Raw genomic sequence first — 20,974 nt, 5'->3', positions numbered from 1 at the left:
TCTTCTCTCAACCCCGGTCGCTGCGTGCGAGGCGGTGTTCGAGGCGGCGCAGCATCGTCGTGAGCACCAGCGTCATCACCCAGTAGATGACCGAGATCGCGAGGTACGGCTCCCAGTAGCGCGCATAGGCGCCGGCCACGGTGCGTGCGGCGTAGGCCAGCTCGGCCAGGCCGATGGCGGAGACCAGCGAGGTGTCCTTCAGCAGCGCGATGGCGTTGTTCCCCAGCGGCGGCAGCATGCGGCGGAAGGCCTGCGGCAGCACCACGTAGCGCATCACCTGCGCGGGCGAAAAGCCGATCGAGCGGCCGGCATCGAACTGCCCGCGCGAGATCGACTGGATGCCCGCGCGGAACACTTCGGAGATGTAGGCCGCCGAGTTGAGCGTGAGCGCCACCACGCCCGAGATGAGCGCACCGTGCTCCTGCTTGAGCGTGCGCGCGAGTTCGCCGTCGATCAGGATGCCCGAGGTCGGGTGGATGAACACCGGCATCACCGCGAAGTGGATCAGCAGGATCTGCACGAACAGCGGCGTGCCGCGAAAGAAGCTCACGTACACCGTGGCCGGCCAGCGCAGGAAGAAACGCGCCACCCAGGTCCACGGCGCATGGCGCGGGTGCGCCAGGCGTGCGAGCGCAAGGCACAGTCCCCAGCTGGAGCCCAGCAGCACGCAGACCACCGTCATGCGCAGCGTCATCCAGGCGCCCTGCCAGAACAGGTCTTTGTATTCCACGAGGATGTCCCAGCGGAACCATCCGAAAAGCAGCACTGGTTGTTCCATGCTTGCGTCCTCAACTCTCAGTCAACGAAAAACGAAACGGCCGCGTGAGGGCGGCCGTGTTCAGGGAAATGCCGTGCGGCTCAGCGCACGTTCGGGTCCTTGTTGAACCACTTCTTGTAGATCGTCACGTAGCTGCCGTCGGCGCGAATGGCCGCGAGGCCGGCTGTGAGCTTGTCGAGCAGGGGCTTGTCGCCCTTCTTCACGACGATGCCGAAGCCTTCTTCGGGGAAGGACTTGTCGTCCAGCGTCTTCAGCTCGGGGTTCTGCGCCACGCGATAGGCGATCACGCCGTTGTCGCCCATGGCTGCATCGACGCCGCCGCCAGCCAGCTCGGAAATGATGAGCGGCGTGCTCTCGAAGCGGCGGATGTCGGGGTTGGTCTTGCCGAATTCGCGCGAGGCGATGTCGTCGGCGGTGGAGGCGCTGACCACGGCGATCTTCTTGCCGGCCAGGTCCTTCAGCGAGGCGACCTTGCTGTTCTTCGGCAGCGCGATCAGCTGGCGGGCCGCGAAGTAGGGAGGCGTGAAGTCGTAGCTCTGCTTGCGCTTCTCGTTGATGGTGACGCCCGAGATCACGAGGTCGACGTCGCCGTTGTTCAGCGCGCCGAAGATGCCGGTGAAGGGCGTATTGACGATCTTGATCTTCAGGCCCTGCTGCTTGGCGATGGCGTTGATGATGTCGATGTCGAAGCCGACGATCTGCTTGTCCTTGTTCTCGAAGGCGAAGGGCGCGTAGGTGGCGCTGGAGGCCACCGTCAGTTCGCGGTTCTGGGCCTGGGCGCCAAGGGCGAGCGTGGCGGCAGCGAGGCCCAGGGCCAGGGCGCGGCGGAGTGGATTCATTCGGGGTCCTTGCTTTTTCGCCGTCCGGCGGGAGGTGGTGGGCGGGGATTTTAGGCTGTCGCTATCGGCCGCCCCCGGGGCGCTCCCTGGAGTGCGGGGCTAACTAAGGTTCTCCGGGAGAGATGAAGGGCATCGGGGAGCGATCGCGGCCTGCTGACTAGTATCCGGAGCTTTCCGGTTCAGGAGCCTTGCATGACGACCTCGCGGCTTGCTTTTCTTCTCTGTGGCATCGGCCTCACATGCAGCGCTGCGAGCGCGCTGGCGGCTGATCCTCCGGCGCCGCGATTCGATCCGCAGCGCCTGTCGCAGATCGTGAAGACGGTTTCCGGCGACGACTTCGAAGGCCGCGCGCCGGCTACGCCAGCGGAGGCCAAGACGGTCGACTATCTCGTGGCCCAGTTCAAGGCCGCGGGCCTCGCACCCGGCGGCGATCTCGAAGGCGGCCGGCGCGGCTGGACGCAGTCGGTGCCGCTGGTGAAGACCGAGTTCCGCGGTACGCCGCGGCTCATGCTCCAGGTGGGAGCCCATAGCGACGCGCTCGTGCAGGGCGAGCAGATCGCGGTGCGCGCCGCGCTCGACGGCTCGACCACGGTTGCGATCCAGCAGGCGCCGCTGGTCTTCGTGGGCTATGGCGTCAGCGCGCCCGAGCGGCGCTGGGACGACTACAAGGGCGTCGACCTGAAGGGCAAGATCGCCGTCGTGCTGGTGAACGACCCCGACTTCGAAACCGGCAGCGGAGACTTCGGCGGCAAGGCAATGACCTACTACGGCCGCTGGACCTACAAGTTCGAAGAGGCCGCGCGCCGTGGTGCGCTGGGCGTGCTGATCGTGCACGAGACCGCTCCTGCCGCCTATGGCTGGGCCACGGTCAAGAACTCCAATACCGCGACCATGCTCGACATCGAGCGCGAAAAGCCGGCCGCCGTGCATCCGAAGCTGGAGGGCTGGATCCAGCGCGAGGTGGCGGTCGATCTGCTGCGCCGCGCGGGCCTGGACTTCGAGGCGCAGAAGAAGCTGGCGCAAACGCGCGAGTTCCAGCCGCAACTGCTGAAGGACGCGAGCCTCTCGGCCGAGTACGCGATCGAGCGGCAGGTGATCGTCTCGAAGAACGTGGTGGGCCGTGTCGAGGGCCGCAAACGGCCGGGCGAGACGGTGATCTACAGCGCTCACTGGGACCACCTGGGCGTGGGCGCGCCCGATGCCAGGGGCGACAAGATCTACAACGGCGCGGTCGACAACGGCACCGGACTGGCCGCGCTGATCGAGATGGGCCGCGCCTTCGCGAGCGCGCCCAGGAAGCCCGAGCGCTCCGTCGTCTTCCTGGCCGTGACGGCCGAGGAGCGCGGCCTGCTCGGCTCCGAGTACTACGGCGCCAAGCCGCTGTATCCGCTGGCGCGGACCGTGGCTGTCATCAACATGGATGCGCTCGGCCCGGAAGGCCCGGCGCGCAATTTCAGCACCTCGGGCAGCGCGGCCTCGCAATTGCAGGATCTGCTGGTCGAGCAGGCCAAGGGCTTCGGCCTGGCCTATGCGCCGGACCCGCACCCCGAAGCCGGCTATTTCTTCCGCTCCGACCATTTCTCGTTTGCCAAGCGTGGTGTGCCGGCGTTGTCCTTCGCCTCCGGCAACGACTTGGTGGAAGGCGGCCTCGCGGCCGGCGAAGCGGCCAGCAAGGCCTACACCGCCGAGCGCTACCACCAGCCGGCCGACGAATGGCGCGCCGACTGGTCCTTCACCGGCATGGCGCACGACCTGCCGCTGCTCTATCGCGTGGGCGAGACGCTGGCCAACAGCCGCCGCTGGCCGGAGTGGGGGCAGGGGTCGGAATTCCGCGCGATCCGTGAGGCCAGCCGAGGGGAGCGGCGCTGATCCAAGACGCCTAAGACGCGCGCGTTCGAGCGGAACCGCCGAGATGGCCCAGCGGCAGCGCGCTGCTGGCCTTCACCTCGCCCAGCGAGAAGCTGGTGTGCAGGTCTTTCACGTTTGGCAGGTTCATGAGGTGCTGGCGCGCGAAGGTCGAGAAGCTGTCGAGGTCCTGCGCCACCACCTGCAGCTCGAAGGTGCCGGTGCCGCTGATGTAGTGGCAGGCGATCACGTCGGGCAGCTTGCGGATCGCGTCTTCGAGCCTGCGGGTGGCCTCGTGCGTGACGCGCTCGGTGTCCACGCGCACGAAGGCGAGCACGCCCAGGCCGATCTTGTGGCGGTCGATTTCGGCGTGGTAGCCCTTGATGAAGCCGGCCTCTTCCAGCGCGCGCACCCGGCGCCAGCAGGGCGCGGCCGAGAGGCCCACGCGCTGCGCAAGCTCGGCGTTCGTGAGGCGGCCGTCGGCCTGCAGTTCTTGCAGGATTGCGAGGTCGAACTTGTCAATGCTTTCCATGGATGGCAATCTTAAGCAAGATTCTTTCTGGAAGCGGGTTTTTCAGGGCAAAGAACGCAAACACCTGTCGCGGACCCCGGCATACACTTTGCACGATCATGGGCTCGTGCCCTACCCGGGCACAGACCCACAGTAATCAGCCAGGCTCACAAGGCCCTGCCATACGGAGACAAAGAACATGAATGCACCGCTACCTGCGCACATTCGCAAGGCCCTGGAGACCGTCACGCTCGACGACAAATACTCTCTGGACTACGGCCGTGCCTTCATGAGCGGCGTCCAGGCCCTCGTCAAGCTGCCCATGCTGCAGCGCCTGCGCGACCAGCAGGCCGGCAAGAACACCGCCGGCTTCATCAGCGGCTACCGCGGCTCCCCGCTCGGCGGCTACGACCAGGCGCTATGGAAGGCTAGCAAGTTCCTCAAGGAACAGAACATCGTCTTCCAGCCCGGCGTGAACGAAGAGCTGGCCGCCACCGCGCTGTGGGGCACCCAGCAGCTGGGCTTCTCCCCGCAGGGCACCAACAAGTTCGACGGCGTCTTCGGCATCTGGTACGGCAAGGGCCCGGGCGTGGACCGCTGCTCCGACGTGTTCAAGCACGCCAACATGGCCGGCACCACCGAGTTCGGCGGCGTGATCGCTGTGGCGGGCGACGACCACATCTCCAAGAGCAGCACGGCCGCGCACCAGAGCGACCACATCTTCAAGGCCTGCGGCACGCCGGTGTTCTTTCCGGCGAACGTGCAGGAAATTCTCGACCTGGGCATTCACGCCTTCGCGCTGAGCCGCTTCTCGGGCGTGTGGTCGGGCATGAAGACGATCCAGGAAATCGTCGAGTCCAGCGCCACGGCCATGATCGACCCCGAGCGCGTCGAGATCGTCATTCCCACCGACTTCGAAATGCCGCCCGGCGGCCTGCACATCCGCTGGCCCGACCATGCGCTGGAGCAGGAAGCCCGGCTCATGCACTACAAGTGGTACGCCGCGCTGGCCTACATCCGCGCCAACCGGCTGAACCACAACGTCATTCAGGGCCCGAACGACCGCTTCGGCATCATGGCCAGCGGCAAGGCCTACAACGACACCCGCCAGGCGCTGATCGACCTGGGCCTGGACGACGCGGCCTGCCGCCAGCTCGGCATTCGCCTGCACAAGGTGGGCGTGGTGTGGCCGCTGGAAGCGCAGCTCACGCGCGAATTCGCCACCGGCCTGCAAGAGATTCTGGTGGTCGAGGAGAAGCGCCAGGTCATCGAATACCAGCTCAAGGAAGAGCTCTACAACTGGCGCCCCGACGTGCGGCCCAACGTGGTCGGCAAGTTCGACGAGGGCGAGGTGCATGCGGCCGAGGGCTACTCGGGCGGTGAATGGTCGATGCCCAACCCGACCTCCCACACGCTGCTGCGCGCCAACGCCGACCTGAACCCGGCGCTCATCGCCAAGGCCATCGCCACGCGCCTCAGGAAGACCGGCCTGCTGGCCGCCGCCGGTGCCGACATGGCCGCGCGCATCGACGCGCAGCTCGCCATCCTCGAAGCCAAGGAGCGTTCGATGGTGGTGCAGCAGGCTTCCACCAGCGTGGTCGACGCCACGCGCCAGCCCTGGTTCTGCTCGGGCTGCCCGCACAACACCAGCACCGTGGTGCCCGAGGGCTCGCGCGCGATGGGCGGCATCGGCTGCCACTTCATGGCGACCTGGATGGACCGCTCCACCATCGGCTTCACGCAGATGGGCGGCGAGGGCGTGCCATGGGTGGGCCAGCAGCCCTTCACGACTGACCAGCACATCTTCGCGAACCTGGGCGACGGCACGTACTTCCATAGCGGCCTGCTCGCCATTCGCCAGAGCATCGCGGCGGGCGTGAACATCACCTACAAGATCCTCTACAACGACGCGGTCGCCATGACGGGCGGCCAGCAGGTCGGCGAACGGCCCGAAGGCCACTCGGTGCTGCAGATTGCCGAGAGCCTGCATGCCGAGGGCGCCAAGAAGGTCGTCATCGTCACCGACGAGCCCGAGAAGTACGAGGGCGTGAACATCCCCGGCGACCACGTGCAGGTCAAGCACCGCGACCTGCTCGACGACGTGCAGCGCGAGTTCCGCAAGATCCCCGGCACCACGGCCATCATCTACGACCAGACCTGCGCCACCGAGAAGCGCCGCCGCCGCAAGCGGGGCACAGCCGTCGATCCGGCCAAGCGCGTGGTCATCAACGAGCTGGTCTGCGAAGGCTGCGGCGACTGCAGCGTGCAGAGCAACTGCCTGAGCGTGGAGCCGCTGGAGACCGAATTCGGCCGCAAGCGCACCATCAACCAGAGCAGCTGCAACAAGGACATGAGCTGCCTGAAGGGCTTCTGCCCGAGCTTCGTGACGGTTGAAGGCGGCCAGCTCAAGAAGAAGGGCAAGAACAAGGCGGCCACGCCGGCCGAGTTCGGCCTGCTGCCCGAGCCCGCGATTCCGTCGCTGGTGGGCGGCAAGGTTTGGGGCGTGGTGGTGGCGGGCGTTGGTGGCACCGGCGTGATCACCATCGGCCAGCTGCTGGGCATGGCCGCGCACATCGAGGCCAAGGGCATCGTCACGCAGGACGCGGCCGGCCTTGCGCAAAAGGGCGGCGCCACCTGGAGCCACGTGCTCATTGGCGACACGCAGGACGACATCCGCACCACGCGCGTGGGCACCGCGGCGGCCGACCTGATCCTGGCCTGCGATCCGCTGGTCACGGTGAATGCCGAAACCATGGCGCGCATGCGCGAAGGGCGCACGCACGTGGCGCTCAACAGCCACAGCGCACCGACGGCCGCCTTCGTGCGCAACGCCAACTGGCAGAACCCCGAAGACGCCTGCGCAGCCGAGATCGCGCGCGCCGTGGGCATCGACGGCATGGGCACCTTCGATGCCGACGCCGCCGCGACCACGCTGATGGGCGACACCATCTACGTCAACCCGATGATCCTGGGCTACGCCTGGCAGAAGGGCTGGATCCCGCTGGAGCACGAGTCGCTGATGCGCGCCATCGAGCTGAACGCCGTGGCCGTCGAGAACAACAAGACGGCGTTCGAATGGGGCCGCCAGGCAGCGGTGCGCCCCGAAGAACTGCAAAAGCGCGTGCGCCCTGGCCAGGTCATCGAGTTCAAGAAGCGCGAGTCGGTCGAGGCCATCGTGGCGCGCCGCGTGGAGTTCTTGACCGGTTACCAGAACGCGGCCTATGCCGACGAATACAGGCAGTTCGTGGGCAAGGTGCAGCAGGCCGAGTCGGCCACCGGCAAGAGCACGGCGCTGACCGAGGCGGTCGCGCGCTACCTGTTCAAGCTGATGGCATACAAGGACGAGTACGAAGTCGCCCGCCTGCACACCGACCGCACTTTCCTCGACCGCGTCGAGGGCATGTTCGAAGGTGACTACAAGCTCAACTACCACCTGGCTCCGCCGATCATCGCGAAGAAGAACTCCAAGGGGCAGCTGCAGAAGCAGAAGTTCGGCCCCTGGATGCTGACCGGCTTCAGGTTCCTCGCGAAGCTCAAGGGCCTGCGCGGCACCGCGCTCGACATCTTCGGCCGCACCGAAGAGCGCAAGACCGAGCGCGCGCTGATCGGCGAATACCGCGCCAGCATCGAGGAAGTGATCGGCGCCCTGCGCGCCGACAACCACGCGCTGGCGCTGGAGATCGCCAGCCTGCCCGAGCAGATCCGCGGCTACGGCCACGTGAAGGATCGCAACCTGGCAGCGGCCCGCACCCGCTGGAGCGAGTTGATGGCCAAGTGGCGCAACCCGCAGGCGCAGCGCGTGGCGGCCTGATCCAGGATTGCTGGAAGTCGGCTCAGTCGGTCTTGTCCGCGAGCCGGCCGTCGAGCCGGGCGCGTGCAGCCATCAGGGCGCCGTGAATCTTCTGTTCGAATACTTCGCGAGGCGGCAGGACGGTGAGGTATTCCGCCACGTGAATGCCTGACTTGTTCAGCTCGAGCAGTTCGATCTGCTCCTGCTTCTTGCCGGTGCAAAGAATGATGCCCAGCGGGGGCGCATCGCCCGGCTCCTGGTCGTGGCGGGCCAGCCAGCGCAGGTACAGCTCCATCTGGCCCTTGTACTCGGCGCGGAATTCGCCCAGCTTCAGCTCGATCGCCACCAGGCGGCGCAGCTTGCGGTTGTAGAAGAGCAGGTCGATGTAGAAATCGTCGTTGTCGAGCTGGATGCGCCGTTGCCGAGCGACAAAGCTGAAGCCCGCCCCGAGCTCGAGCAGAAAGCTCTCCAGCTCGCGCAGGATGGCGTCCTCGAGATCCTTCTCCAGATGGCGGTCCTGCAAGCCAAGGAAGTCGAGCACATAGGGGTCTTTCAACAGCAGCGCCGGCTCGGTGGGGTTCTGGCGCTGCAGTTCGTCGAGTTCCTGGCGGATCAACACGTCGGGCTGGCGCGAGACCGCGGTGCGTTCGTAGAGCAGCGAGCCAATGCGCTCCCGCAGCGTACGGACGCTCCAGCCTTCCAGTTGGCACATCTGTGCATAGAAGTCGCGGGCGAGCGGGTCCTTGACCGGCAGCAACGCGAGAAAGTGCGTCCAGCTCAAATGTCGTATCAGTGGCACGACAATTTGCTCGGACGGGAACACCTCGGCGAACTGCACCATGCGCCGGAGGTTCTTCTCCTCGAAACCGCGTCCGTAGTCGCTCGCCAATTGTCGCGACAGCGTTGCGACAATTTCTTCCCCGTAGCCGGCGCGCTGGCCCCCAAGCACTTCGGTGCGGATGCGCTGGCCAATGCGCCAGTACATGAGCGTCAGCCCCGCGTTCACGGCGGCGACGGCCGTTTGCCGGGCTTGCTCGATCAGTTGCCGCAGGTCTGCCAGGAGGGATCCGGCCCCTCGTGAAGCGCCGGTGTGGCGTTGGCTGTCGTCAAGCTATTGCGCTTGCTCATGGAGGCTCCTTGCTTTGCGCGTCATGCGGGTGGAATTGTCCGGCGGCTGTCACCTCGGCCTCCACGTGCAATACGGTGTAGTCCGGAAAAGAGCTGAAAGCCGGTGATATTTGCAGGAATTGCTATCAAAAATGCAGCAAATGCGGGGCCTGGAGGCTTCCTGAAAGCCCCGCGCGTCGCGCCGGGATAGCGCCCTGAGAGGCGCCGCGCCCCGAATACAATGCCCGGTGCTGTGCGCGGCCAAGCCCCGCCAAGCTTTGATTTGCGGCCCGTTTCCCTTGTGGCCGCGAAGCCGCGAAAGAGGCGGAATGACGGACCCCGGTCCGCGCTCCTCTCGTTTTCTCTTCCCTCTGCTGGAGACTCTCTTGTTCATTTCCTCTGCTTTCGCCCAGACCGCGCCCGCTGCAGCCGGCGGCGGTGACATGTTGTCTTCCCTCGGCAGCATGCTGCCCCTGGTGCTGATGTTCGTGGTGCTGTATTTCGTCATGATCCGGCCCCAGATGAAGCGCCAGAAGGAAGCCCGCGCCATGATCGAAGCCCTGGCCAAGGGCGACGAAGTCGCCACCGCCGGCGGCGTGCTCGGCAAGATCACCTCGCTGGGCGACCAGTACCTCGGCCTCGAGATCGCCAACGGCATCGAGATCAAGATCCAGCGCAGCGCCGTCGTGCAGGTCCTGCCCAAGGGCGCCGTCAAATAAAAGCGTGAGCCGAGCCTTGCGCTTTGCGGCGCAGGGCCCCATTTCACGCCGTGTTCCATTTCTGAAAAGCTTGTAAAAAGCGCCCTCTCATGAACCGTTACCCGGTCTGGAAGTACGCGATCATCGTGATCGTGTTGCTCGTGGGACTCGTCTACGCCCTGCCCAATTTCTTCGGTGAGGCGCCTGCAGTGCAGGTGTCGGCGGCCAAGTCCACCGTCAAGATCGACGCGGCTACCCAGGCCAGGGTCGAAGGCCTGCTCAAGACGGCCGGCCTCACGCCCGATCTGCTGAGCCTCGAACCCACCGCGGTGCGTGCGCGCTTTGCCACCACCGACGACCAGATCAAGGCACGCGACACGCTGCAGCAGGCGCTGGTGCCCGATGCGGACGACCCCTCCTACGTGGTGGCGCTGAACCTGGTATCGCGCTCGCCCTCGTGGCTGACCGCGCTGCACGCCTTCCCGATGTACCTGGGCCTCGACCTGCGCGGCGGCGTCGACTTCCTGCTGCAGGTCGACATGCGCGGCGTGCTCGACAAGAAGGCCGAGTCCTTCGCCGGCGACATCCGCATGGGCCTGCGCGAAAAGAAGGTTCGCGGCAGCGCCGTGAACCGCAACGGCCAGACCGTCGAGATCACGCTGCGCGACGCCGACAGCGTGGAAACCGCCCGGCGCCTGATCCAGGACCAGATGCCCGACCTCACCACGGTCGAGAGCCAGCAGGGCTCCGAATGGCGCATCGTGGCCAGCATCAAGCCCGAAGCCGCGCGCCGCATCCAGGACGCGGCACTCAAGCAGAACGTGACGACGCTGCACAACCGGATCAACGAACTCGGCGTGGCCGAGCCGGTGATCCAGCAGCAGGGCATCGACCGCATCGTCGTGCAGCTGCCCGGCATGCAGGACCCGGCCCAGGCCAAGCGGATCATCGGCCGCACCGCCACGCTCGAAATGCGCCTGGTGGACGAAAGCGCCGAAGGCCGCTCGGCCGAACTGAACGGCGGTCCGGTGCCCTTCGGTTCCGAGAAATTCCTCGACCGCTCGGGCCGTCCGGTGATCGTGAAGAAGCAGGTGCTGGTCACCGGCGAGAACCTCACCGACGCGCAGCCCGGCTTCGACCAGCAGAGCAACCAGCCCAAGGTCGACCTGACCATGGACTCCAAGGGCGGCACCATCATGCGTGACGTCAGCCGCGAGAACTACAAGAAGCGCATGGCCATGCTGATCTTCGAGAAGGGCAAGGGCGAAGTGCTCACGGCCCCGTCGATCAACGGCGAGCTGGGCAACCGCTTCCAGGTGTCGGGTTCGATGACCGTGGCCGAAGCCAACGACCTCGCGCTGCTGCTGCGCGCCGGCTCGCTGGCCGCGCCGATGGAAATCATCCAGGAACGCACCATCGGCCCGACGCAGGGCGCGGAGAACATCAAGAAGGGCTTCGACAGCGTGATGTACGGCTTCGCCGCGATCATGGTGTTCATGTGCATCTACTACGCGCTGTTCGGCCTGTTCTCGTCGATCGCGCTGGCCGTCAACCTGATGCTGCTGGTGGCCATTCTCTCGATCCTGCAGGCCACGCTCACGCTGCCGGGCATCGCGGCCATGGCGCTTGCCATCGGCGTGGCCATCGACTCCAACGTGCTGATCAACGAGCGCGTGCGCGAAGAACTTCGCAACGGGGCGTCGCCGCAGGCGGCCATTCATGCGGGCTACGAACGCGCCTGGGGCACCATCCTCGACTCCAACGTGACCACGCTGATCGCGGGTATCGCGCTGCTGGCCTTCGGTTCGGGGCCGGTGCGCGGCTTCGCGGTGGTGCACTGCATCGGCATCGTCACCTCGATGTTCTCGGCGGTGTTCTTCTCGCGCGGCCTCGTGAACTTCTGGTACGGCCAGAAGAAGAAGCTCAAGACGGTGTCCATCGGCACGGTCTGGCGCCCCAAGACCGACGGCGCTGCCGTGGCCGAAACGAAGTAAGAGGCAGAAGAGACAGTCATGGAATTCTTCCGCATCCACAAGACCATCCCGTTCATGCGCCACGCGCTGGTGCTGAACATCGTTTCCTTCGTCACCTTCGCGCTGGCGGTGTTCTTCCTGCTCCACCGCGGGCTGCACCTGTCGGTGGAATTCACCGGCGGCACGGTGATGGAAGTCGCCTACACGCAGTCGGCCGATGTCGGCAAGGTCCGCGAAATCGTCGGCACGCTGGGCTACACCGAAGTGCAGGTGCAGAGCTTCGGCAAGTCGGTGCAGATCCGCCTGCCTGTGAAGAAGGGCGCAACTTCCGCCCAGCAGAGCGCCGAGGTGATGACCGCGCTGAAGGCGGCCGAGCCGACGGTGGAACTGCGCAGCAACGAATTCGTCGGCCCGCAGGTCGGCGACGAGCTCACCACCAACGGCCTGAAGGCCCTGGCCATGGTGGTCGTCGGCATCATGATCTACCTGGCGTTCCGCTTCGAATGGAAGTTTGCGCTGGCTACCGTGCTGGCCAACTTGCACGACGTGGTGATCATCCTGGGCTTCTTCGCCTTCTTCCAGTGGGAGTTCTCGCTGGCGGTGCTGGCGGCGGTGCTGGCGGTGCTGGGGTATTCGGTGAACGAGTCGGTCGTGATCTTCGACCGGATCCGCGAGAACTTCCGCCGCTACCGGAAGATGTCGACCACCGAGATCATCGACAACGCGATCACCTCGACCATCAGCCGCACCATCATCACCCACGGCTCCACCCAACTGGTGGTGCTGTCGATGTTCTTCTTCGGCGGCCCGACCCTGCACTACTTTGCGCTGGCACTGACCATCGGCATCTGCTTCGGCATCTACTCGTCGGCCTTCGTGGCGGCGGCAATCGCCATGTGGCTCGGCGTGAAGCGCGAAGACCTGATCAAGGGCGGCCCGGCCAAGCGCGACGGCGAGTCCGAAGACGACCCGAACGCCGGCGCCGTGGTCTGACGGATACTTCGGGGTTCAACAAAGCGGTGGCGGCAATGCTGCTACCGCGGTCCGCAGGCAACGCCGGGTACTCTTCGCACTTGTGCGGTAGCGCTTCCCGATGCAAGCTCGCGGTTGTTGCCGATGAATCGATCACCCAGGCCTTTCCGACTTTTCAATGAGCATTGCGCGGTCCGCCTCTTCCCTGCAGCTCGCACGCGAGACGCGTGAGCGTTTCGTATTGGCCACGGAAGGGGCCATTGCGCCGCTGGCCCGCGCGATCCGGGACCGGCTGACGTCGCTGTCCTCCGAGGCCGGCACCGCCCGCGCCATGCAGGAAAACCGCGACGACTTCGTCGCATTCCAGGGACAGGCCACGCAGTGGGTGACGCTCTCGCAGACCGGCTGGCGCAAGGCGCTGGGCGCCGGCTCCGGCAGTCCGTCGACGCTGCCTTCGGCGCTGCGGCTCGAGCTGATCGGCGACGAAGTGGTGGAAAGCAACATCCTCTCCTCGCGCCTCGCGCAGCTGATCCACGACAAGGCCAGCTTCGAACTCAGCGACCTGCGCCTGCGCATCCAGCACCTCGAAGGCACCACCGAACTCGACGCCAAGGACGTGCTCAAGCCCGAGACGCTGGCTAAGCTGCTGGTCGAGCAATGGCTGGCGGTCGGCCTGAGCCGCGGGCTCTGGACCCGCGTGCAGGACACGGTGCAGCAGGGTCTGGTCGAGGTGGTCGTCAAGGCCTACGAGAGTGCCAATGCCTATCTGATCGCCAATGGCGTGATGCAGGAGATCGACCTCAAGAGCTTCGTCCGTCGCACTGGCAGTGCGGGCGGCGGCGGTGGCGGCGGTGGTGGATCGGGCGCCGCGCCGGTGGACAGCGGCATGTCCTCTGGCGGACCCCACAGCGCGCAGCGGCCTGGTTATGGATTCGGAGGACAGCAGGCATCGGTGCCGTCGACCGTGGCCGCGGCGCCCGCGTCGACCACCGGCGGCTCGCCGCTCTCAATTGCGCGGCAGCGAGCGCAGACCGCGCTGCTGAGCCTCAAGCGCTTCGTGACGGCGCGCATCGGCGGCGAGGCGGGCGGCTCCGCCGCACAGTTCCAGACTGCAGGCGCGGAAGGGCGCGCCACGGGTGGCAGCGGCCAACCGGGCCAGGGCGGCGGCATTGCGGCGCCCCGCGTGTTCTCCAGGACCTTCGCCGGTGCCATCGCCGACGCCGAGGTCGCCTACCGGATGGCTGCCACGCAGTACATGGACGGCGCGGCCGAACAGGCCACGCTGATCCAGCAGACGGCGGTCGACCTGCGCCGGCGCAGCACCGAGCTCAAGAAACGCGCGCCCACCACGGCCGACAAGGCCACGGTCGAGATCGTGGCGCTGATGTTCCAGGCCATCCTTGCCGAGGAGCGAATTCCGTTTTCGGCGCGCGTGTGGTTCGCGCGCCTGCAGATGCCCGTGCTGCGCGTGGCCATCGCCGAGCCCGAGTTCTTCGGCACCCTGCAGCACCCCGCACGGATGCTGATCGACCGCATGGGCTCGTGCGTCATGGGCTTCGACGCGGCAGCCATCACCGGCAGCGCGCTCGAAGGCGAGATCCGCCGCGTGGTGCAGGTGATCGAGCAATACCCCGAAACCGGCCAGCGCGTGTTCAAGCTGGTGTTCGACGAATTCGTCGCCTTCCTCAACCGCTATCTGACGCAGAGCGACACCACGCAGCGCGTGATGAGCGTGGCGCAGCAGGTCGAGCAGAAGGAAACGATGGCGATCCAGTACACCATCGAGTTGCGCAAGATGCTCAACGACATGCCGGTGCGCGACGAGATCCGCGAGTTTCTCTTCAAGATCTGGGCCGAGGTGCTGGCCATTGCCGCGCTGCGCTACGGCGCGCAGGGCGAGCAGACCGTCATGCTCAAGCGAGTGGCCTCCGAGCTGGTGTGGGCCGCGAGCGCCAAGCCCAACCGCACCGACCGCGCCCGCGTCATCCAGGACCTGCCGCAGTTGCTGCAGCGCCTGCGCCAGGGCATGGCGCTGCTGGGCATCGTCGACGAGCCGCAGGAAGCCCACATCAAGACCATCGGCGCCACGCTGTCCGACGCCTTCCTGTCGAAGACCGAAGCCATTCCGCAGGCCAAGATCGAGGCGATGGCCGAGCGGCTGGCGCACCTGGAGGACTTCGTGAGCGACGTGGGCGGTACCGCCGACCTGCCGCTCGATGCCCACAGCATCGAACTGCTGCTGGGCGTGGATGCAGCGTCGATCGAAGTCATTCCGGACGCCGCCGGCACCAGGGTGCCCGAGGACATGATTGCCTGGGCGCACGAGCTGCAGGTGGGCAACTGGTTCATGCTCGACCATAACGACCGCGTGAGCCAGGTGCAGTTCGTCTGGCGCAGCGAGCGCAAGCAACTGCATCTGTTCGCGACGTCGGACGGGCGCAGCTTCCTCATTCAAGCCGGCCGGCTCGCAACCTACCTGCAGGCGGGCCTGCTGGTGCCGGCGGAAGAAGAAACGCTCACGGTGCGCGCCACGCGCGAGGCGCTGGCGAAGCTGGATGCCAACCCGGAACGGCTGCTGAACTAGCGGCGAGCCTGGTCAGTGAGCCGTGCGGCCTTCGCGGCTTTCGCACAGTTCGTCGAGCACCAGCGCATCGGGCTCGATGCCGGTGCTCCAGTGCACCATCAACACGATGATCTTCAGCTCGTCGAGCGCCACCGGGTCGCCAGGCGCGGCCATTGCGCGCTCAACGACGATCTCGCGCAAGCCGCAGGGCAGCACGTTCGATGATTCGAGAAAGCGGATGAAGCCGAGGCACTCGGCGCCAAGGTGTTCCTGCTCGGCCTGCGAATAGACGCGCATCGCGTCGTCAGATTGGGGCATTGCCGCTTCGGGTGTGCCCCGAAGAATGACCGTGGCGCTGGCCTCGTCGTTGGCGCTGCGTTCGATCTGCATGCCTTGCGTTGCAAGGCTGAGGCCGTCGAGCCAGTGAAGGGCCTCGCGGATTTCTTCTGCCTCGAAGCCGTGTGCACTGAGCTTGCGGCCCAGTTGCTCCGGCTCTGGGCAGGCATCGCCGCGCCAATAGTTTTCGTACACAAAAACAAGCACTTCGAACATGAGCCCAATATAGCCGACGTTCGTGCAATCCAGACTAGGTGGAAGCCGCTCGCTGGAAGAGTCCGCCCGGCAGGCGTGAGATATGGCCTTCCAGCTCGAGTTCGAGCATCTTCGCCTGCAGCGCGGCCGCACTCCATCCGGTGCGCGCGCTCAGTGCGTCGAGGCTGACGGGGTCGAAGCCGAGGGCCTCCAGCAGCGGGTCTTCGGTGGTGGCGACCGGGTGCCCGTTGCCGGCAGAGGGAGCGGCCGCAGCTGGTGCCCCGAGGGGCGGAAGTTCTTCGAGGATGTCGCTCACCGACTCCACCAGCTTCGCGCCCTGGCGGATCAGCGCATGGCAGCCGCGTGATTGCGGCGAATGGATCGAGCCCGGAATGGCGAACACTTCCTTGCCCTGCTCCGAAGTGAGCCGCGCGGTGATCAGCGAGCCCGATTGCAGCGCCGCCTCGACCACCAGCGTGCCGCGCGCCAGCCCGGCGATGAGCCGGTTGCGCTTCGGAAAATTCTGCGTGAGGGGCGGCGTGCCCAGCGGCAGCTCGCTCACGATCAGCCCCTGCAGCGTGATGCGGTGCGCCAGGTCGCGGTGCCGCGCGGGGTAGACGCGGTCGAGCCCGGTGCCCACCACGGCCACAGTCGCGAGCCGCGGGGCGTCGCCGGCCGCATCGAGCGCGCCCTGGTGCGCCGCACCGTCGACGCCCAGCGCCAGTCCTGAGACCACGGGCAAGCCCGCCTCGCCCAGCGCCCGCGCGAAGCTGCGCGCATTGGTCGCGCCCTGCGGCGTTGGATTGCGGCTGCCCACCACGGCAATGCTGTGACCCAGTTGCGTGAGGTCGAAGCCGGCGGCGCCGACCACGTAGAGCATCAACGGCGGGTCGGCCATCTCGAGCAGCGAGGTCGGGTAGCTGGCATCGCCCAGCGTCACGACGCGGCGCGAGACGCCGTTGTCGGTCGTGTGGAGCCACTGCCAGGTCTGGTCGATCTGTGTCTGCAAGCCCACGGGCGGTTGCAGCAGCGCCTCGGCCTGCGCAGAAGAGACGACCTCGCGCAGCGCGGCATGCGGCTGCGCGAAGACGCCCTCGGGCAGGCCAAAGGCCGCGAGCAAACGGCGCGCGGCACCGTCACCGATGCCGGGCGTCAGTGAAAGTCGCAGCCAGCCTGCGAGTTCTGCGCGTTCCAAACGAGTGTCGAGAAGGAAAGCCGGAGTCGCGGGTCAGGGATTGACGAGGAAGTCGCCGGCGCGCGGAGTGTCGTTGATTTCGAGCACCAGCGCGTACGAAACCTTCTCGAAGGTGCGGAACACCATCAGCAGGCCGATGCGTTCGTTCGGCAGCTTGATGGTTTCCTTGCGGGCGCCGGTGCGGTCGAGGATAGTCTCGCCGTTCTTCAGGATGGCCAGCACGTGGCCGTTGTCGATGCCGTCGCGCGTGCCCTTGTTGATGGCCACCACCTGGTTCTGCGCCGCGAACTGCACCGCGTTGCCGTAGACCGAGATGATGCGGCCGTCGACCTGTGTCGACGGTGCGCGCGGCACGTAGCTCAGCAGCTGGCGCGGCGGCTCGGGCAGCAGGCGGTCGCCGGCGCGCATTTCCTCGCGCGACGCGATGATGTCGATGCTGGCGGGCACCACGGTGATGACGTCCTTGTCTTCCACCGTTTCGACGGTGGTCGATTCGCCGCGCTGCAGCCGGGCCTTGCCCAGATACTGAGCCTCGTAGCCGAGGATTTCGCCCGTGCCCGGGTCCTTCAGCGGCGTGGCGTTGCGGAAGATGCGGAAGTTCTGCACCGGGCCCGGCACCTCGACCAGCGGCGATTCGGCGTTGCCGCGGGCATAGGCCCGGTCGCCGCGCGACAGCAGCACGCGGCTGTCGTTGCCCGCGACGATGCGCGGGGCGCTTTCCAGCGTGCCGGCGTCGACCACGATGGGTTCGCTGAGGAAGGGCTCGATGATGCTCGGGTTGAGCGTGGGCAGTGCCATGCCGGCCAGCGAGTCGAAACGGGTGCGAGGTGACAGCTTGATGGTTCCGCCGTCGCCGCTGAAGCCGCCGCGGCGGGTGGTCAGGCGGGCGCGGCCACCGCTCTTGTCCAGGTAGAGCACCTGGCCCGGATAGATCCGGTGCGGGTTGGCGATTTCATTGATGTTCATGCCCCACAGCTCCGGCCAGCGCCAGGGGTGCAGCAGGTAGAGGCGGGAGATGGCCCAGAGCGTGTCGCCGGACTTGACGGTGTATTCGTCGGGCGCCTTGGGCGACAGTTCGTTCAGCGGCACGCCGGCCTGGGCGGTCTGCTGGGCGGTGGCGCGCTGCTGCGGCGTGACGGGGTAGTTCTGAGCCCAGGCTGTCGTGGCGCCGCAACTGCCGATCACCGCCAGGGCTGTCAGCGTGGCAAGGAGGGAGGGGCGCTGGCGGTCGGTGAGTCTGAGCTTTTTCATGTCTGGATGGGTGAGCGCGCGACGTATCGCTGCGCATACGAATCTCACAATTTGCTACGAATTCTGCGCTGAACCCCTTGGGAGGGCAACGTTTTCGGGGCCAGATGGCGCGTCACGTCGCGGAATTGGCGAAAATAGCCACAACTTTCCCCCGATTTCATGGCCAAACGAATCATTCTGAGTTACCCGGACAAACGCCTGCACACCGTGGCCAAGCCGGTGCAAGGCGTCGACGCACGCATCAAGACCCTGGTCGCCGACATGCTGGAAACCATGTACGACGCCAACGGCATCGGCTTGGCAGCGACCCAGGTCGACGTGCACGAGCGCCTCGTCGTCATCGACGTGTCCGAGGAGCGTAACCAGCCGATCGTGCTGATCAACCCCGAAATCACCTGGGCCAGCGACGAAAAGGTGCTGAACGAAGAAGGCTGCCTCTCGGTGCCCGGCATCTACGACGGCGTAATGCGCTCGACATCGGTCAAGGTGCAGGCGCTCGACGAGAACGGCGAATCGCGCAGCATCGAGGCCGACGGCTTGCTGGCCGTGTGCATCCAGCACGAACTCGACCACCTGTTGGGCAAGGTGTTCGTCGAATACCTCTCGCCCCTGAAGCGCAACCGCATCAAGAGCAAGCTGCTGAAGCAACAGCGCGAAGACATGCGGGAACGGGCTTGAACGCCATGGAGGTACGGCGCTTCGGCTCCCTTGCGGCACTGGGGGTCTTCGCGGTCGCCGGGCTGGGGCTCATTGCCGGCTGCGCCAACGAACCCACGCGCGTGCAACCCGGTGCCACGGCGGCCGAAACGCTGCAGCGCCTGGGCGCCCCCACCGGCCGCTACCCGCTCACCGGTGGTGGCGAGCGGCTGCAGTACTCGCGCATGCCGGCCGGCTTCGAGGTCACCGACATCGACGTCGACGCCTCGGGCAAGGTCGTCTCGGTGACGCAGGTGCTCAGCGAAGCGCGCTTCGGCTACGACATCAAGGTCAACCAGTGGCGCCAGAACGACGTGATGGCCTTCTATGGCCGTCCCTATGAAATCACCCGTGTCAGCTCTTTCGACGGCGCGGTCTGGACCTGGCGCTACAAGGCCGTGAACGAGCGCCGCATGCTGTACATCTACATCGATCCGACCGGCGTGGTCCGGCGCTATCACACGGGGGACGATCTCGATTTCGATCGGATCCGGGATTGAGCCGCCTCAGAGTCGTTTTTGCGGGCACGCCCGAGTTCGCGCGCGTCGCGCTCGAAGCCATTGCCGCCGCCGGCCATGACATCGTGCTGGTGATGAGCCAGCCCGACCGCCCCGCCGGCCGCGGCATGAAGCTGCAGGCCTCCCCCGTCAAGCAATGCGCCGTTGCCAACAACTGGCCCGTGGCGCAGCCGCGCAGCCTGCGACTGGACGGCAAGTACCCCGACGAGGCCTCGGCCGCGCGCGACACCCTGCTGGCCGCCAGGCCCGACGTGATGGTGGTCGCGGCCTACGGCCTGATCCTGCCCCAGTGGGTGCTCGACCTGCCGGCGCACGGCTGCCTCAACATCCACGCGAGCCTGCTGCCGCGTTGGCGCGGCGCCGCGCCGATCCACCGCGCCATCGAGGCGGGCGATGCCCAGACCGGCATCACCATCATGCAGATGGACGCCGGCCTCGACACCGGCGACATGCTGCTGCGCGAGGCCGTCGACATCGGCAGCGATGACAACACCGCGCGCCTGCACGACCGCCTGGCCGATCTGGGCGGAAAGATGATCGTCGAGGCGCTGGCGCACATCGGTACGCTCACTCGCACGCCGCAGCCCGCCGAAGGCGTCACCTACGCCAACAAGGTCGAGAAGCACGAAGCGCTGATCGACTGGGCCCAGCCGGCCGACGCCATCGTGCGCCGCATTCGCGCCTTCGACCCGTTCCCGGGGGCCAACAGCCCGCTCGACGGCGAGACCGTCAAGCTCTGGGCCGCCCACTCTGCAGGCTCGCCCGAGGCGTCCGCCGCGCCGGGCACGATCCTGGCCGTCAGCGATGCCGGTGTGGCCGTCGCGGCCGCCGGCTCGGTCGTCAACGTCACCGAACTCCAGCGTCCGGGCGGCAAGCGCCTGCCCGTGGCCGATTTCCTGCGCGGCTTCGACCTGAAGCCCGGGCAGGTGTTCGGCTGATGTTTCTCTCGAAAAGCATCCGCAGCCGCCCTGAATTCCGCGTCGGCATGCGCGACATGTCCCCGGTGGCGATGGGCATCGGCGCGTGGGGGCTCATGACCGGCGTGGCCATGGTCAAGTCGAACATGAGCACGGTCGAGGCGCTGGCGATGACGCTGCTTGTGTACGCGGGCAGCTCGCAGCTGGCGGCGATTCCGCTGCTGTTCGCGGGCGCCCCCGCCTGGGTGATCCTGGCCACGGGCTTCTGCGTCAACCTGCGCTTCGTGGTGTTCAGCCTGCACCTGCGGCCCTACCTCATGCACATGCCGCGCTGGCGCCGCATGACGCACGGCTACCTCACGGCGGACATGAGCTACGCGCTCTTCACGAAGAAGTACCCGAAGCCGCCGCTGACCATCGCCGAGCAGGAGTCGCAAGAGGCCTACCTCACCGGCAATTACTTCGTGACCTGGGGCGCCTGGATGGGCATGAGCCTGCTGGGCGTGGCGCTGGCCAACTTCATTCCGCAGACCTGGGGCCTGAGCTTTGCTGGCGTGCTGAGCCTGGTGGCCATCGTCTGCTCGATGGCAACGACGCGCCTGCGCGTGCTGGCCGCGCTGATTGCCGGCGCCACTGCCGTCGCGGTTTACTCGCTGCCGCTGAAGCTCAACATCGTGGTCGCCATCGGCGTGGCCGTGCTGCTGTGCTTCTGGCTCGAAAAGCAGTTCGGCCTCGACCCCACGGCGGAGGACGACAAGTGAGCGGAACGGGGGCAACCACCGACTGGTGG

17 protein-coding genes are annotated in these 20,974 nt (G+C 66.6%); 10 read left to right on the top strand and 7 right to left on the bottom strand.

Annotation, left to right across the window (positions count from 1 at the left end):
• Positions 1–7: 7 nt before the first annotated feature.
• Together ACN9MV_RS31860 and ACN9MV_RS31855 are read right to left on the bottom strand one after the other, a co-directional pair.
• Complete coding sequence (locus ACN9MV_RS31860; protein ID WP_093076217.1) at positions 8–778, bottom strand: amino acid ABC transporter permease; 771 nt, start codon at positions 776–778, stop codon at positions 8–10.
• 80 nt (positions 779–858) lie between these two features.
• A complete protein-coding gene (locus tag ACN9MV_RS31855; protein WP_093055354.1) occupies positions 859–1,617 on the bottom strand; it encodes a basic amino acid ABC transporter substrate-binding protein in 759 nt (252 codons plus the stop codon).
• 192 nt (positions 1,618–1,809) lie between these two features.
• On the opposite strand from ACN9MV_RS31855, the gene ACN9MV_RS31850 reads away from it, so the two are divergent.
• Positions 1,810–3,486 carry a M28 family metallopeptidase gene (locus ACN9MV_RS31850; protein WP_426390843.1) on the top strand — a complete coding sequence of 559 codons (1,677 nt, stop codon included), beginning with the start codon at positions 1,810–1,812 and terminating at the stop codon, positions 3,484–3,486.
• A gap of 10 nt (positions 3,487–3,496) precedes the next feature.
• Here ACN9MV_RS31850 and ACN9MV_RS31845 read toward each other — a convergent pair whose 3' ends face one another.
• The gene (locus ACN9MV_RS31845) at positions 3,497–3,994 is read right to left on the bottom strand and encodes an Lrp/AsnC family transcriptional regulator (protein WP_093055358.1); all 498 of its coding nucleotides are present in this window, start codon (positions 3,992–3,994) and stop codon (positions 3,497–3,499) included.
• Between the two features lie 178 nt (positions 3,995–4,172).
• On the opposite strand from ACN9MV_RS31845, the gene ACN9MV_RS31840 reads away from it, so the two are divergent.
• Positions 4,173–7,784 (top strand): indolepyruvate ferredoxin oxidoreductase family protein, encoded by a 3,612-nt coding sequence (locus ACN9MV_RS31840; protein ID WP_307614670.1) that lies wholly within the window; start codon positions 4,173–4,175, stop codon positions 7,782–7,784.
• Positions 7,785–7,806: 22 nt separating this feature from the next.
• On the opposite strand, the gene ACN9MV_RS31835 is transcribed toward ACN9MV_RS31840, so the two are convergent.
• Positions 7,807–8,823: a PDDEXK nuclease domain-containing protein gene (locus ACN9MV_RS31835; protein WP_426393221.1), complete on the bottom strand. Its 1,017-nt coding sequence runs from the start codon at positions 8,821–8,823 to the stop codon at positions 7,807–7,809.
• Between the two features lie 433 nt (positions 8,824–9,256).
• Here ACN9MV_RS31835 and yajC point away from each other — a divergent pair, with 433 nt between their 5' ends.
• The 4 genes from yajC to ACN9MV_RS31815 all read left to right on the top strand — a co-directional run bounded on the left by yajC (position 9,257) and on the right by ACN9MV_RS31815 (position 15,097).
• Entirely contained in the window at positions 9,257–9,589 is a 333-nt protein-coding gene (yajC, locus tag ACN9MV_RS31830; RefSeq protein ID WP_013544185.1) for a preprotein translocase subunit YajC, read from the top strand.
• Between the two features lie 89 nt (positions 9,590–9,678).
• Positions 9,679–11,562, top strand: coding sequence for a protein translocase subunit SecD (gene secD / locus ACN9MV_RS31825; RefSeq protein ID WP_093055363.1), 1,884 nt, complete (start codon positions 9,679–9,681; stop codon positions 11,560–11,562).
• 18 nt (positions 11,563–11,580) lie between these two features.
• Complete coding sequence (gene secF / locus ACN9MV_RS31820) at positions 11,581–12,534, top strand: protein translocase subunit SecF (RefSeq protein WP_093055365.1); 954 nt, start codon at positions 11,581–11,583, stop codon at positions 12,532–12,534.
• Between the two features lie 157 nt (positions 12,535–12,691).
• Entirely contained in the window at positions 12,692–15,097 is a 2,406-nt protein-coding gene (locus ACN9MV_RS31815) for a DUF1631 family protein (protein WP_426390842.1), read from the top strand.
• 12 nt (positions 15,098–15,109) lie between these two features.
• On the opposite strand, the gene ACN9MV_RS31810 is transcribed toward ACN9MV_RS31815, so the two are convergent.
• From ACN9MV_RS31810 to ACN9MV_RS31800, 3 genes are read right to left on the bottom strand one after another with little or no spacing between them, the layout of a single operon-like run.
• On the bottom strand, positions 15,110–15,628 hold the full coding sequence (locus tag ACN9MV_RS31810) for a DUF494 family protein (protein ID WP_093055369.1): 519 nt from the start codon (positions 15,626–15,628) through the stop codon (positions 15,110–15,112).
• Positions 15,629–15,662: 34 nt separating this feature from the next.
• A complete protein-coding gene (gene dprA / locus ACN9MV_RS31805) occupies positions 15,663–16,802 on the bottom strand; it encodes a DNA-processing protein DprA (protein WP_426390841.1) in 1,140 nt (379 codons plus the stop codon).
• A 33-nt stretch (positions 16,803–16,835) separates the two neighbouring features.
• Positions 16,836–18,053 carry a LysM peptidoglycan-binding domain-containing protein gene (locus ACN9MV_RS31800; RefSeq protein WP_093055373.1) on the bottom strand — a complete coding sequence of 406 codons (1,218 nt, stop codon included), beginning with the start codon at positions 18,051–18,053 and terminating at the stop codon, positions 16,836–16,838.
• A gap of 159 nt (positions 18,054–18,212) precedes the next feature.
• Between ACN9MV_RS31800 and def the strand changes: the two genes are divergently transcribed.
• From def to ACN9MV_RS31780, 4 genes are read left to right on the top strand one after another with little or no spacing between them, the layout of a single operon-like run.
• Positions 18,213–18,731: a peptide deformylase gene (gene def / locus ACN9MV_RS31795; RefSeq protein ID WP_093055375.1), complete on the top strand. Its 519-nt coding sequence runs from the start codon at positions 18,213–18,215 to the stop codon at positions 18,729–18,731.
• Between the two features lie 5 nt (positions 18,732–18,736).
• Entirely contained in the window at positions 18,737–19,249 is a 513-nt protein-coding gene (locus ACN9MV_RS31790; protein ID WP_426393220.1) for a hypothetical protein, read from the top strand.
• Positions 19,246–20,205, top strand: coding sequence for a methionyl-tRNA formyltransferase (gene fmt / locus ACN9MV_RS31785; protein WP_426390840.1), 960 nt, complete (start codon positions 19,246–19,248; stop codon positions 20,203–20,205). Before ACN9MV_RS31790 ends, fmt begins: the two co-directional genes overlap by 4 nt.
• Entirely contained in the window at positions 20,205–20,945 is a 741-nt protein-coding gene (locus ACN9MV_RS31780) for an AzlC family ABC transporter permease (protein WP_426390839.1), read from the top strand. The genes fmt and ACN9MV_RS31780 overlap by 1 nt, the downstream gene beginning before the upstream one ends.
• Positions 20,946–20,974 lie beyond the last annotated feature (29 nt).

The organism is Variovorax sp. R-27, from assembly GCF_049913215.1.
Classification (GTDB): domain Bacteria; phylum Pseudomonadota; class Gammaproteobacteria; order Burkholderiales; family Burkholderiaceae_C; genus Variovorax.
The sequence above is the reverse complement of the archived record's forward strand: the minus strand, read 5'-3'. Positions and strand labels throughout refer to the sequence as shown.

Bases quoted from the DNA above. Each gene is read 5' to 3' on its own strand.
- ACN9MV_RS31810 (WP_093055369.1), bottom strand. From the start codon at position 15,628: ATGTTCGAAGTGCTTGTTTTTGTGTACGAAAACTATTGGCGCGGCGAT.
- ACN9MV_RS31790 (WP_426393220.1), top strand. From the start codon at position 18,737: ATGGAGGTACGGCGCTTCGGCTCCCTTGCGGCACTGGGGGTCTTCGCG.
- ACN9MV_RS31815 (WP_426390842.1), top strand. From the start codon at position 12,692: ATGAGCATTGCGCGGTCCGCCTCTTCCCTGCAGCTCGCACGCGAGACG.
- ACN9MV_RS31850 (WP_426390843.1), top strand. From the start codon at position 1,810: ATGACGACCTCGCGGCTTGCTTTTCTTCTCTGTGGCATCGGCCTCACA.
- ACN9MV_RS31780 (WP_426390839.1), top strand. From the start codon at position 20,205: ATGTTTCTCTCGAAAAGCATCCGCAGCCGCCCTGAATTCCGCGTCGGC.
- ACN9MV_RS31840 (WP_307614670.1), top strand. From the start codon at position 4,173: ATGAATGCACCGCTACCTGCGCACATTCGCAAGGCCCTGGAGACCGTC.
- secD (WP_093055363.1), top strand. From the start codon at position 9,679: ATGAACCGTTACCCGGTCTGGAAGTACGCGATCATCGTGATCGTGTTG.
- secF (WP_093055365.1), top strand. From the start codon at position 11,581: ATGGAATTCTTCCGCATCCACAAGACCATCCCGTTCATGCGCCACGCG.
- def (WP_093055375.1), top strand. From the start codon at position 18,213: ATGGCCAAACGAATCATTCTGAGTTACCCGGACAAACGCCTGCACACC.
- ACN9MV_RS31855 (WP_093055354.1), bottom strand. From the start codon at position 1,617: ATGAATCCACTCCGCCGCGCCCTGGCCCTGGGCCTCGCTGCCGCCACG.
- ACN9MV_RS31845 (WP_093055358.1), bottom strand. From the start codon at position 3,994: ATGGAAAGCATTGACAAGTTCGACCTCGCAATCCTGCAAGAACTGCAG.
- ACN9MV_RS31860 (WP_093076217.1), bottom strand. From the start codon at position 778: ATGGAACAACCAGTGCTGCTTTTCGGATGGTTCCGCTGGGACATCCTC.
- ACN9MV_RS31800 (WP_093055373.1), bottom strand. From the start codon at position 18,053: ATGAAAAAGCTCAGACTCACCGACCGCCAGCGCCCCTCCCTCCTTGCC.